The sequence below is a fragment of the Roseivivax marinus genome, from assembly GCF_900109705.1.
In the GTDB taxonomy this organism is placed as follows: Bacteria; Pseudomonadota; Alphaproteobacteria; order Rhodobacterales; family Rhodobacteraceae; genus Roseivivax; species Roseivivax marinus.
Map to the genome: position 1 here is coordinate 56,296 of NZ_FOAI01000017.1, position 11,367 is coordinate 67,662.

General features: G+C 66.7%; 14 protein-coding genes and 1 pseudogene. 6 read left to right on the plus strand and 9 right to left on the minus strand.

Annotated elements, in window-relative coordinates:
* The first annotated feature begins 3 nt into the window (after nt 1-3).
* The 4 genes from BMX29_RS16990 to BMX29_RS17005 all read left to right on the plus strand — a co-directional run bounded on the left by BMX29_RS16990 (nt 4) and on the right by BMX29_RS17005 (nt 4,515).
* Nucleotides 4-903 (plus strand): ABC transporter permease, encoded by a 900-nt coding sequence (locus BMX29_RS16990; RefSeq protein ID WP_043844445.1) that lies wholly within the window; start codon nt 4-6, stop codon nt 901-903.
* The gene (locus BMX29_RS16995; protein WP_092815216.1) at nt 896-1,696 is read left to right on the plus strand and encodes an ABC transporter permease; all 801 of its coding nucleotides are present in this window, start codon (nt 896-898) and stop codon (nt 1,694-1,696) included. Before BMX29_RS16990 ends, BMX29_RS16995 begins: the two co-directional genes overlap by 8 nt.
* Before the next feature lie 55 nt (nt 1,697-1,751).
* Nucleotides 1,752-2,783 carry an ABC transporter substrate-binding protein gene (locus tag BMX29_RS17000; RefSeq protein WP_092815219.1) on the plus strand — a complete coding sequence of 344 codons (1,032 nt, stop codon included), beginning with the start codon at nt 1,752-1,754 and terminating at the stop codon, nt 2,781-2,783.
* Nucleotides 2,784-2,847: 64 nt separating this feature from the next.
* Nucleotides 2,848-4,515 (plus strand): amidohydrolase, encoded by a 1,668-nt coding sequence (locus tag BMX29_RS17005; protein WP_092815222.1) that lies wholly within the window; start codon nt 2,848-2,850, stop codon nt 4,513-4,515.
* 4 nt (nt 4,516-4,519) lie between these two features.
* On the opposite strand, the gene BMX29_RS17010 is transcribed toward BMX29_RS17005, so the two are convergent.
* From BMX29_RS17010 to mbfA, 5 genes are all read right to left on the minus strand, one after another.
* Entirely contained in the window at nt 4,520-5,140 is a 621-nt protein-coding gene (locus BMX29_RS17010; protein WP_092815225.1) for an HAD family hydrolase, read from the minus strand.
* A 12-nt stretch (nt 5,141-5,152) separates the two neighbouring features.
* Nucleotides 5,153-5,605, minus strand: coding sequence for a YaiI/YqxD family protein (locus BMX29_RS17015; RefSeq protein WP_092815228.1), 453 nt, complete (start codon nt 5,603-5,605; stop codon nt 5,153-5,155).
* On the minus strand, nt 5,602-6,432 hold the full coding sequence (gene fghA, locus BMX29_RS17020; protein WP_092815231.1) for an S-formylglutathione hydrolase: 831 nt from the start codon (nt 6,430-6,432) through the stop codon (nt 5,602-5,604). The genes BMX29_RS17015 and fghA overlap by 4 nt, the downstream gene beginning before the upstream one ends.
* Nucleotides 6,433-6,529: 97 nt before the next feature.
* Nucleotides 6,530-7,456, minus strand: coding sequence for an AEC family transporter (locus tag BMX29_RS17025; RefSeq protein ID WP_043844462.1), 927 nt, complete (start codon nt 7,454-7,456; stop codon nt 6,530-6,532).
* Between the two features lie 77 nt (nt 7,457-7,533).
* The gene (mbfA, locus tag BMX29_RS17030; RefSeq protein WP_043844525.1) at nt 7,534-8,508 is read right to left on the minus strand and encodes an iron exporter MbfA; all 975 of its coding nucleotides are present in this window, start codon (nt 8,506-8,508) and stop codon (nt 7,534-7,536) included.
* 155 nt (nt 8,509-8,663) lie between these two features.
* Between mbfA and BMX29_RS17035 the strand changes: the two genes are divergently transcribed.
* A complete protein-coding gene (locus BMX29_RS17035; RefSeq protein ID WP_043844464.1) occupies nt 8,664-8,861 on the plus strand; it encodes a hypothetical protein in 198 nt (65 codons plus the stop codon).
* Nucleotides 8,862-8,926: 65 nt separating this feature from the next.
* Entirely contained in the window at nt 8,927-9,550 is a 624-nt protein-coding gene (locus BMX29_RS17040) for a TetR/AcrR family transcriptional regulator (protein WP_043844465.1), read from the plus strand.
* A 10-nt stretch (nt 9,551-9,560) separates the two neighbouring features.
* Here BMX29_RS17040 and BMX29_RS17045 read toward each other — a convergent pair whose 3' ends face one another.
* The 4 genes and pseudogenes from BMX29_RS17045 to BMX29_RS18955 all read right to left on the minus strand — a co-directional run.
* Complete coding sequence (locus BMX29_RS17045) at nt 9,561-10,274, minus strand: NYN domain-containing protein (protein ID WP_043844467.1); 714 nt, start codon at nt 10,272-10,274, stop codon at nt 9,561-9,563.
* Between the two features lie 33 nt (nt 10,275-10,307).
* Complete coding sequence (locus tag BMX29_RS17050) at nt 10,308-10,799, minus strand: GNAT family N-acetyltransferase (protein WP_280513630.1); 492 nt, start codon at nt 10,797-10,799, stop codon at nt 10,308-10,310.
* The gene (locus tag BMX29_RS17055; RefSeq protein WP_092815234.1) at nt 10,796-11,197 is read right to left on the minus strand and encodes an ACT domain-containing protein; all 402 of its coding nucleotides are present in this window, start codon (nt 11,195-11,197) and stop codon (nt 10,796-10,798) included. The genes BMX29_RS17050 and BMX29_RS17055 overlap by 4 nt, the downstream gene beginning before the upstream one ends.
* A gap of 2 nt (nt 11,198-11,199) precedes the next feature.
* Nucleotides 11,200-11,367: pseudogene (locus tag BMX29_RS18955) on the minus strand (S-(hydroxymethyl)glutathione dehydrogenase); the annotation flags it as partial.

Here is an 11,367-nt window from a genome sequence, read left to right on the forward strand (position 1 = left end):
CCGATGCCGGACCCGATTTCCTCCACCGCCCGAACCCGCGCCGCGCTTCTCGCCCCGGCGATGGCGATCCTCATCTTCGCCGCGGCCGGTCCGCTGGTGATCGTGCTGATCTACTCTTTCCTGACGCCGGGCGACTACGGCGGCGTGGTATGGGACTTCTCGACCGATGCGTGGTTCGGTGTGCTGGCCGAACGCGACTTCTTTACCGAGGAACTGAGCTGGGCAGACGCGCATCTCACGGTCTTCTGGCGATCGATCAAGCTGTCGCTGCTCACCGCGCTGCTGTCGTTCATCTTCGGCTTCCCGACGGCCTACTTCATCGCCACGCGCCCGCGCCGCAGCCGCGACATCTGGATGCTGCTGGTGATGATCCCGTTCTGGACAAACCTGCTGATCCGGACCTTCGCGATCATGGAACTGATCCGCAACGAGGGCACGATCAACACCGTCCTGATCGCCATGGGCCTCGTCACACAGCCGGTGCAAATGCTCTACACCGAATTCTCTCTGCTGCTTGGCATGACCTACGTCTACCTGCCGCTGATGATCCTGCCGATCTACGCCTCGATGGAGCGGTTCGACTTCAAGCTGGTGGAGGCGGGATACGACCTCTATGCGACGCGCTGGCAGGTGCTGCGCCGGGTGATCCTGCCCATCGTCAAGCCGGGCATCGTGGCGGGCTCGATCCTCGTCTTCGTGCCTTGCCTCGGCGCCTACGTGACACCGCGCGTGCTGGGCGGGGGCAAGCAGCTGATGCTCGGCAACCTGATCGAGCTGCAGTTCGGCCAGCTTCGCAACTGGCCTTTGGGCGCGGCGCTGTCGCTGACGCTGCTGGTGATCGTGATGGTCGCGCTGATCTTCTACGTCCGCACCGTGGGCACGGAGGAGCGCAGCCATGGCTAAGGCCTTCGACGTCACCCGACAGCCGGGTTTCACCGCCGTGGCCATCGCGTGCTTCGTGATGCTCTACCTGCCGATCGTGCTGCTGGTCGCCTACTCGTTCAACGCGGGCCAGTCGATCTCGCAGTGGGAGGGCTTTTCCTTCCGCTGGTATGTCTCGGCCTGGGACAACGAGCAGATCCAGGCGGCGACGATCCGGTCGGTGGTCATCGCCCTCGGCGCATCGATCATTGCAACCTCGGCGGCCGTGCTTGCCGCGCTCGCCACCACGCGCACGACGCCGTGGAAGGGCCAGACGGTGGCCTTCGCGCTCATCAACCAGCCTTTGATGGTGCCCGAGATCGTGACGGCGGTGTCGCTGTTGATCTTCTTCTCGATGATCAAGGTTTGGACCGGGTACACCGGTCTGTGGTACCTGGTCATCGCGCACTCGGCGTTCTGCATCCCGTTCGCCTACATGCCGATCCGCGCGCGGCTGCAGGGCATGGATCTCAGCCTCGAACAGGCGGGTGCGGATCTCTACGGCACCCCGGTCAAGGTGTTCCGAACCATCACGCTGCCGCAGCTCTGGCCCGGTATCCTCGCCGGGGCGATGCTGGCTTTCGTGATCTCGCTGGACGACGTGGTCATCACCGAGTTCGTGAAGTCCGCCGGGCAGGATACGTTGCCCACCTACATGCTGGGCCAGCTGCGTCGGAACATCACGCCCGAGATCAACGCCATCTCGACCGCGCTGCTGGCGATCTCGGTGCTGCTGGTGACCGCCTTCTTCTTCATGAGCCGGACACGCAAATGATCCGGCCCGACACCGCTCCGGCCGAACGGGGCACGACACCACAGGGAGACCGACCATGATCTACCGCATCGCAACGCTTGCCAGTGCCGCCGCGCTGGCCGCCGCAGGAGCGGCCCAGGCCGAGGGTGAGCTGAACATCTACAACTGGGGCAACTACACCAGCCCCGAGATGATCGAGAAGTTCGAGCAGGAATACGACGTCGACGTCTCGGTCACGGACTACGATTCCAACGACACCGCGCTGGCCAAGCTCAAGGCCGGCGGCCACGGCTTCGATATCGTCGTGCCCTCGGGTAACTACGTGCCGATCTTCATCGAGGAGGGGGTGCTGATGAAGTCGAACCCCAACGAAATGGAGAATTTCGGCAACGTCGCTGACCGCTGGGTGGACGTGGAGTTCGACCCCGGCCGTGAATACACCGTGCCGTGGCAGTGGGGCACCGTGGGCGTTTCGGTGAACACCTCGGTCTATGATGGTGACATCGACACCGCGGCGGTGATTTTCGATCCACCGGAAGAGCTTCAGGGCAAGATCAACGTCATACCCGAGATGAACGACGTCATGGGCAGCGCCATCCACTACATGGGCGGCGAGCAGTGCACGACCGACCGAGAGGTGCTGAAAAAGGTGCGCGACAAGCTGGTCGAGGCCAAGCCGCACTGGCTTTCGATGGCCTACGGCAACATCGAGCGTCTCGCGAACGAGGACATTGCCGCGACGCTGAACTGGAATGGCGCCTCGATGCGCGCGCGCCTGCAGAACGAGGACATTGCCTTCGGCTACCCGCAGACCGGCTACTCGATCTGGATGGACAACGCCGCGATCACGGCGGATGCCCAGAACGTCGAGAACGCCAAGCTCTTCCTGAACTTCATCATGGAGCCCGAGAACGCGGCGATGCTGTCGAACTTCGCGCGCTATGCGAACGGCATCGAGGGCAGCGAGGAATACATGGACGAGGTCATGGCCGACGCGCCCGAGATCAACACGCCCGACGAGCTGGCGGAGGCGGGCTACATCTCGAAGAACTGCCCGCCCGAGGCGCAGAAGATTTACAGCCAGATCTGGACGGAACTGACCAAGTAAGACGTCCCTCGCGGCGGTCCGGACACGTGCCGGGCCGCCGTTTTTGTCCTTTGCGGAGCCTCCCATGTCCGACGCCCCCGAACTCGTCGTCCTGAACGGTGCCGTGCTGACCTTCGACGACGCACAGCCGCGCGCCGAGGCGGTGGCCGTGAGTGGTGGAACGGTGCTGGCGGTGGGGACGACCTCCGAGATCCGGGCGCTGGCCGGTCAGCGCCCGCGCGAGATCGACGCCGCCGGCGGCACCGTCATGCCCGGCATCATCGACTCCCACGTGCATCTGTTCGGCGGCTCGGTGGAACTCGGTTATCTCGACCTCGGCGGCCTGCAGGGCGACGACGCGGTAATCCCGGTCGTGCGCGCGCGCTCGGCCGAGGAGCCTGACAGCCGGCTCCTCTTCGGAGTTCAGGCCGATTACGCGATGTTCGGGCAGGGGCACCGGACCACGCGGCACGATCTCGACCGGGTGATGCCGGACCGGCCCTTCGCGATGTTCTCGGCGGATCATCATACGATCTGGGCCAACACCCGCGCGCTCGAGGCGGCCGGACTCCTGGAGGGCGGGGCAGCCGAGCCCGGCTCCGAGATCGTCATGGGCGAGGACGGACTGGCCGAGGGCGAGCTGCGCGAGCCGGGCGCCTACGCGAAGGTTCTGTCGATGACCCCGCATGGCGGGCGCGACCTTGCGGGTCTGGTGACCGGCAAGGACCCCGAACCGGCCGCGACCCCGGCCGAGCGAGCGCGGGATCTGGATGCGTTGCGCCGTGGCCTCGCCCATTGCGCCGCACATGGGATCACCGGCCTGCACAACATGGACGGCAACTTCTACACGATGGAGCTTCTGGCCGAGCTCGAGGCGAACGGCGAACTGTCCTGCCGCACCGAGGTGCCGTTCCACTTCAAGGCCGTGGACGGGCTCGATCGGTTCGCAGAAGCCGAGGAGATGCGCGCGCGCTGGGCGTCTGATCGGCTGTGGTGCAATCGCGTGAAGATGTTCATGGACGGCGTGATCGAGAGCCGCACGGCGCTCATGCTGCGGCCCTATCCCGGCTCGGACCTCTCGGGCGACGCGGTGTTCGAGCCGGACGCTTTCAATGCCGCCTGCGTCGAAGCGGATGCGCGCGGCTTCCAGATCGCGACCCATGCCATCGGCGACCTCGCGGTGCGCCGCACTCTCGACGGCTACGCCGCGGCGCGGGCCGCGAACGGGGTGCGCGACGCACGGCACCGGATCGAGCATATCGAGACGCTGGATCCCGCAGACCTGCCACGGTTCCACGAGCTTGGCGTGGTCGCGTCCTATCAACCCGGACACGCGCCCTTCGGCCACATCTTTCCGCCCGAAGCACTGGCCCCGCACCTGCATGATGACCAGAAAGCGCTGGCCTATGCGTGGCAGACGTTGCGTGACGAAGGCAACGCGGTGTGCTTCTCGACGGACTGGCCGGTCATCAAACTCGATCCGATGGCGACATTGCGCGCGGCGGTGGCACCCCTTTCGATGCCCGCGCCGTGGCGGGATCAGCGGCAGACGCTCATGGATGCGTTGCGCTCCATGACCGCCGACAATGCATGGCTGGAGTTCTCGGAGGCCAGCAAGGGGCGCCTGGCGCCCGGCATGGCCGCGGACATCGTGGTCATGCGCGACGATCTCGAGGCGATGGATCCGGAGCGCTTCGAGGAAACCGGCGCGGCGGTGACGATCTGCGGCGGCGCGGTGACCTACGCCGCCTGAGCAGTCAGAGCGCGTCCTCGGACGACAGCAGCCCTTCGACCATCAGGCGCTTGGCGAAGTGCTCGGGACCGTCGAACAGGTGCACCTGCCACCCGCGTGCCGCGGCGGCGGCGATGTTGTCGGGCCGGTCGTCTGTGAACAGCAGGCGCGAGGGCGGCACGCCGCAATCCTCCTCCACGGCCGCGTAGATCGCCGGGTCCGGCTTCGACATCGCCATGTGGCCGGAGATGTAGCGCCGGTCGAATTCCTTGAGGAACGGCCATTCGGGTTCCGCGACTTCGAACGTGCCGATTCCGAAATTCGACAGGGCATAGGTCTGCACGCCTCGTGCGCGCAGGGCCCTGAGCAGGCGCACCGACTTCGGGATCTCGGGACCGGCGAGCTTCACCCAGTCGTCGTGCCACATGCGGATCGCTTCGGCATGGTCGGGATAGCTCTCGGCGGTGGAATAGACCGTCTCGCGGAAGTCGTGACCAAGGTCGATGCGATCGTTCATGCCGTGCAGGTCGACCTCGGTGAACAGACGCTCGCGGGCGTCGCGGCCGATGGTGCGGTCGTAGTGGCGTTCGGGCTGCCATTCGATCAGCACGTTGCCGATGTCGAAGACGACGGCTTCGATGGGCATGGGGGGTGTCTCTCAGGCGGTCAGGGCGGCGCGCATCTCGCGCTCGAGCGCGTCGAGAAAGCGGGCCCGGTCAGCCTTTGTAAACCCCTTGCCGCCGCCCTGACGGAACGGATCCGCCGCCCGCAGGTCGGCGGCCAGGTCGCGCATCGCGAGGGCGTTTCCGACATTGGCCGCGGTCAGCGCCTCGCCGTTGGGCTTCATCACCCGTGCCCCGGCCTCGACGCACCGGGCGGCCAGCGGAATGTCTTGCGTGACGACAACGTCGCCCCGGCCGCAACGCTCGGCGATCCACATGTCGGCGGCGTCGGGCCCTTCGGGCACGATCACCGTTTCCACCAGCGGGTTCTGAGACGGCCGGATGCCGCCGTTCGAAACCATGCGAACGGCGACCCGGTGGCGCGACGCCACACGCTCGGCCTCGGCTTTCACCGGGCAGGCGTCGGCGTCGATGTAGAGGATCGTCACGCGTAGAGAGCTTCGGCGTGGAAGTTCACGTGGTCCTCCATGAAGGTCGAGATGAAGAAGTAGCTGTGGTCATAGCCCTTCTGCATCCGGAACTGGCCCTCCTGCCGCTTTGCGGCCATTGCCTCGGCGAGAGCCTCGGGCTTCAGCAGATCGAGGAAGTTGTCGCTGTCGCCCTGGTCGATCAGAACCGGCCCGTCAAAGCCCTTGTCGCGCATCAGCAAGGTGGAATCGTGGGGCGCCCATGTCGACGTGTCGTCGCCGAGATACGCGCCCAGCTGCTTCTTGCCCCAGTCAGACTGGGTCGGGTGCGCGATCGGTGCGAAGGCGGACACCGAGCGGAACCGCTCGGGGTGGTGCATGGCGATGGTCAGCGCACCGTGCCCGCCCATCGAGTGCCCCGTGATCGACTGCCGGTCGAGGTCCACGGCGAAGTGCTCACCGACGATCTTGGGCAGGTCGTTGGTGATGTAGTCCCACATCTTGAAGTGCTTCGCCCACGGGTCCTGTGTCGCGTTCACGTAGAAGCCCGCGCCCTTGCCGAGATCGTAGGCTTCATCGTCGGCCACGTCGTCGCCGCGCGGCGAGGTGTCGGGGAAGCAGATCGCGATGCCCTGCTCGGCGCACCAGGCTTGTGCGCCGGCCTTGGTCATGGCGTTCTCGTGCGTGCAGGTCAGGCCCGAGAGATACCACAGGATCGGCACCGGCGTGGTGCGCGCCTCTTCCGGCAGGTAGAGGCCGAAGGTCATGTCGCAGCCGGTGGCTTCGGACGTGTGGGTATAGACGCCTTGCGTGCCGCCGTAGGAGCGGTTCTCGGATTTCGTTTCCATCTGTCGGTCCCTCGTCTCGTGCGTTTGCATCAGCCGTGCATGAGCGCGCGGGCGGACGCAACCTAGACGATCAGATGGCGGTGGAGACAGGGGCGGCTTAGGGCGCGACCAGGGCGATCACCGCTGAGACGGTGAAGATCGAGGCCGCGGTCGAGATCAGGATGGCCGCCGACACCCGTTGCGGCGCCACGCCGTAGTGCTGCGCGAGGATGAAGACGTTGCCTGCCACCGGCAGCGCGGCCGCGGACACCGCGACCGCGGCCGCGTAGGGCGTGGTCGGAAAGAACAGGAAGGCGCCGGCCGCTACCAGTGCGGGGTGCAGCACCAGCTTGCAGAACGACAGCCAGCCCGAGACCGTCAGCCGCTCGGCGGACTTCGACGCCAGCGACGCGCCGATGGCGAACAGCGCGCCCGGCGTCGCCGCGTTGCCGAGGATCGTCAGGAAATCCTCGACCGGACGCGGCATCGGCAGCGCAGCGGCGGACACGGCGAGGCCGAGCACGATGGAGACGATCATCGGATTCTTCAGCAGGCCGACGCCCACCGTGCGGAGCACGCCCGCCGACATGCGTCCGTCGCGCGAGCCGGTGACGAGGATCACCAGCAGCGACGAGAACACGATCAGGTCGATGGCGAGGATCAGGATGATTGGGCCGATGGCTTCCTGCCCGAGCAGAACCGCCAACATCGGCACACCCAGAAAGCCGGTGTTGCCGATGGCCGCGCACTGCGCCTCTATCGCGGCGACCTCGACGCTCTGGCGCCGCCAGAACGCCACCGCCAGCGCGATGCCGTAGACGAAGGCCGTGCCCCAGAGATAGGCGGCTGCGAGGCGGGCGTCGAAGATGTCGCTGAAGGACAGCGTTGCCGAGAACCGGAACAGCATCGCCGACAGCGCGAAGTAGAAGACGAACTTCGTCAGGTAAGCCGTCGCTTCGGGCGTGAAGAAGCGTGTCCGGCCCGCGCCGTAGCCAAGGCCGATCAGCGCGAAGAACGGCAGCGTCCTGATGAAAATCTCGAGCATGGCCGTCTTGGTAGCAGCCGGGACCGGCGCGTCAATCTGCCCCGGTCAGCGACCTGCGGCAGTGTCGCGGCCCGGTGTCACCCGCTGCCGATGAGGGCGCCGGCCGCGAACACGAGAGCACCGCCAAGCACCACCTGGAAGGCGGCGCGGAGGAATGGCGTCTCCATGAAGCGGTTCTGGATCCACGCGATCGCCCAGAGCTCGATGAAAACGACGATGATGGCGGTGATGGTTGCGGTCCAGAAGTGCGGGATCAGGTAGGGCAGGGCGTGGCCGAGCCCGCCGACCGTCGTCATCACGCCGGACGAGATGCCGCGCTTGAGCGGCGAACCGCGGCCCGACAGTTCGCCGTCGTCCGAGGCGGCCTCGGTGAAGCCCATCGAGATGCCGGCCCCGACGCTGGCCGCGAGGCCCACGAGGAACGTCGTCCAGGTGTCCTGCGTGGCGAAGGCGGTGGCGAAGATCGGCGCCAGTGTCGAGACCGAGCCGTCCATCAGACCGGCAAGACCCGGCTGCACCCAGGTCAGGACGAACTGGCGGTGCGCGGTGCGGTCCTCGTCGGCGCGGGCCGCATCGCCAAGATGCTCTGCCTCGAGATCGGCCGCGCGTTCCTCGTGTTTGGCCTCGGCCGCGGCGAGGTCGCCCAGAAGCTTGCGGGTGGCGGCGTCCTGCGTGCGGCCGGCGGCCTCCCGGTAGAAGCGTTCGGCATCCGCCTCCATGATTGCCGCCTCGGTGCGGATACGCTCGATTCCGAGGTTCTGGGTCAACCAGACGGGGCGGCGATTGTAGAAGCCGGCCACATGTTCGCGCCGGATCAGCGGAATGGTATCGCCGTAGAGCTCGCGGTGCCGGTCGATCAGGGCGCGACGGTGGGTGTCCTCCTCCTCGGCCATGCCCTCGAACACGCGCGCGCTGTCGGGGAAGTCCGGGCGAAGGGTCTCGGCGAAGGTGCGGTAGATGCGGGCGTCATCCTCTTCGGACGAGATGGCGAGCGCGAGGATCTCGCGGTCGGACAGGTCGCGGAAGCGGCGGCGCTGAGGGAGGAAACGCATCTGGAACCCCATAATTTAGAATGGTTCTAATATATGGACCCCGGTGCCGATGGCAAAGCGGATTCTTCGCAGAGCTCTCTTGCAATCCAAACCGAACAGTTTAGTTTAGAAGCATCCCGACACGCTGCCGGGCCCACATTCCAACGGAGAACGTCATGCGCCTGTCCCTTGCCCTTATCCTCGGCCTCGCGGCCGCCACCACTGCCGCAACCGGCCCTGCCAGCGCTGGCGGGGTCATCATCGATCTGCCGTACCTCACCTTCCCCGAAGAGACGGTTCGCCCGGCGGATATCTCGACCCGCGGCACCACCGAGGCGCCGACCGCACCGACCCCTGCAACGCCGCGTCGGTGATCGCGTGCCTTGCTTGCACGGGCCTCGGCGGACTATATCCGATCCCTGACCGATCTGGGGGATACATGACCGCCGAGGCCGCCCGCGTCCGCAGGGGACGCAAGTATGAGCAGGTGCTCGACGGAGCACGCGACATCTTCCTTCGGGACGGGTTCGACGGGGCGAGCGTGGACGAGATCGCCCGCGCCGCGAATGTCTCGAAGGCCACTCTCTACAGCTATTTTCCTGACAAACGGTTACTCTTCACCGAGGTCGCCGCGCGCCAGTGCCGGCATCACGCCGACATCGCCATCGCCCGGATCGACGGGACGCGCCCGCCACAGGAGGTGCTGCCGATCGCCGGACGCAGCTTCCTGGACATCGTGCTGTCGGATTTCGGGATCAGCAACTACCGCATGAGCGTGGCCGAGGCCGAGCGCTTCCCCGATCTCGCGCGGCAGTTCTACGAAAGCGGCCCGATGATCATGCACGACGCGATGGTGGGCTACCTCACCAAGGCCCGTGACCGGGGCGAGTTGATCATCGACGATATCGACCTCGCCGCCGACCAGTTCGCTGAGCTCTGCAAGGCCGACCTGTGCTACAAGCGAGTGTTCGGGATCCTGTCGGAGGTCACCGAGGAGCAGATCGCGCGGGTGCTCGACGGGGCGGTCGCGACGTTCCTCGCCCGTTACGCGCCCCGCGGCTGAGGCCGGCGCCTCAGTCGACGCGCCGCACCAGCAGCTGGTTTCCGGCGGAGCGCTTGGTCTCGAACACCTTCAGCTCGGCGATCAGGTCGGACAACTTGCGCTTGCCGTAGGTGCGGGTGTCGAAATCGGGGTTCGAGGCAGTGATGAACTGGCCGAGCTGGCCAAGCGGAAACCACTCGTCGTCCTGGTCGATCGAGTCCATCGCCTTGAAGATCAGGTTGCGCGCCTCTTCGAGGTTGCCCGTGGCCTTGCGCCGCTCGACACCCTTCCCGGTGTTCTCGGGCGCGCCGTCCATGTTCTCCAGGAAAATGAAGCGTTTGCAGGCCTTGCGGAAGGCCTCGGGCGTCTTCTGCATCCCGATCCCGAACACGTCGAGTCCCTGCTCGCGGAGGCGGCTCGCAAGGCGGGTGAAATCGCTGTCCGAGGACACCAGGCAGAAGCCGTCGAAGCGCCCCGAATGCATCAGGTCCATCGCGTCGATCACCAGCGCGATGTCCGAAGCGTTCTTGCCCACGGTGTTGGCCGGCTGGTGCGTCGGGACGAGGCCGAACTCGGCCGTGACCTTGGACCATCCGGCCATCTGGTTCGACGAGAAATCGCCGTAGCAGCGGCGGACGCTGGCCTCGCCCAGCGAGGCGATTTCGTCGAACAGGGCCTTGGCGTATTTCGGCGACGTGTTGTCGGCGTCGATCAGCACGGCAAGGAGTTTCGTCTCGTCTGGCATCGGTATGGCTCGCGTCTGGTTCCGGTCCGGCGCTCAGAGCTGGCGATACATCACCAGCGCATCGACCTCGCCGTGGGCGGGATGGCGGAAGGCGCCCGGCAGGCGGCCGACCACCTCGAACCCGGCGCGTTCCCATGTGGCGACGGCGCGGGTGTTCGTGGCGACGACGAAGTTGAACTGCATCGCCCGGTATCCCGCCGCGCGTGCGGTGTCCAGCGCGTGCGCCAGCATCGTCCGCGCGACGCCGCGGCCCTGCGCGGCGGCGCCGGTCAGGAACGAGGCGTTGCAGACATGGTCGCCGCCGCCGGGCTGGTTGGTGCGCAGGATGTAGGTGCCGAGGATCGTGTCGCCGTCATGGGCGACGAAGCAGCGGTGCGCGGGCGCGCGCCAGTAGGCCAGCGCGTCGGCGCGCGTGATGTCGCGGGGCATCGTGTAGGTCTCGCCCGCGCGGAAGGTCGGCTCCATGATCGCCCAGAGGGCATCGGCGTCGGCGTCGGTCGCGGGACGAATGTCGATGGCGGTCACGAATCCTCCGACCGGCTGAGGTGTTCGAGCACCCCGAGCGCGTCCTCGGCCCGCTCGGCGGGGACGAAGAGATGGTCGTGGTGCAGTGCCGCGACGACATTGCAGGGGATGGCATAGCGCGCAAGGGCTGTCGAGACCGCCTCGGTCAGGCCCACGCCGGTCAGGGACGAGTTCACCGTCAGCACGATCCAGCGCAGTGCCGGGTCGGTGGGCAGGCCGGCGGCCGCGGCGGCCTCTTCCGGCAGGATCAGCGACAGGCCCTCGTCCTCGCGGAACGCGGCCAGGGCGGCGCCCGCGAGGGCGGGGTCGTCGGAGGCCGCGAACACGTAGCGCCCGGGCCGAAGCTCCGGGCGCATGTGGCGGATCATCTCCGCGCGGTCAGAGACCGGGTCCGTCATCCTCAGAAGGTGACGACGGCGCGGATTGACTTGCCCTCGTGCATGAGGTCGAAGCCCTCGTTGATCTTCTCGAGGGGCATGGTGTGGGTGATCATGGGGTCGATCTCGATCTTGCCCTGCATGTACCAGTCGACGATCTTCGGCACGTCGGTGCGGCCCTTGGCGCCGCC

Bases quoted from the DNA above. Each gene is read 5' to 3' on its own strand.
- BMX29_RS17000 (WP_092815219.1), top strand. From the start codon at position 1,752: ATGATCTACCGCATCGCAACGCTTGCCAGTGCCGCCGCGCTGGCCGCC.
- fghA (WP_092815231.1), bottom strand. From the start codon at position 6,432: ATGGAAACGAAATCCGAGAACCGCTCCTACGGCGGCACGCAAGGCGTC.
- BMX29_RS17025 (WP_043844462.1), bottom strand. From the start codon at position 7,456: ATGCTCGAGATTTTCATCAGGACGCTGCCGTTCTTCGCGCTGATCGGC.
- BMX29_RS17010 (WP_092815225.1), bottom strand. From the start codon at position 5,140: ATGCCCATCGAAGCCGTCGTCTTCGACATCGGCAACGTGCTGATCGAA.
- mbfA (WP_043844525.1), bottom strand. From the start codon at position 8,508: ATGCGTTTCCTCCCTCAGCGCCGCCGCTTCCGCGACCTGTCCGACCGC.
- BMX29_RS17045 (WP_043844467.1), bottom strand. From the start codon at position 10,274: ATGCCAGACGAGACGAAACTCCTTGCCGTGCTGATCGACGCCGACAAC.
- BMX29_RS17040 (WP_043844465.1), top strand. From the start codon at position 8,927: ATGACCGCCGAGGCCGCCCGCGTCCGCAGGGGACGCAAGTATGAGCAG.
- BMX29_RS17055 (WP_092815234.1), bottom strand. From the start codon at position 11,197: ATGACGGACCCGGTCTCTGACCGCGCGGAGATGATCCGCCACATGCGC.
- BMX29_RS17005 (WP_092815222.1), top strand. From the start codon at position 2,848: ATGTCCGACGCCCCCGAACTCGTCGTCCTGAACGGTGCCGTGCTGACC.
- BMX29_RS17035 (WP_043844464.1), top strand. From the start codon at position 8,664: ATGCGCCTGTCCCTTGCCCTTATCCTCGGCCTCGCGGCCGCCACCACT.
- BMX29_RS16995 (WP_092815216.1), top strand. From the start codon at position 896: ATGGCTAAGGCCTTCGACGTCACCCGACAGCCGGGTTTCACCGCCGTG.
- BMX29_RS16990 (WP_043844445.1), top strand. From the start codon at position 4: ATGCCGGACCCGATTTCCTCCACCGCCCGAACCCGCGCCGCGCTTCTC.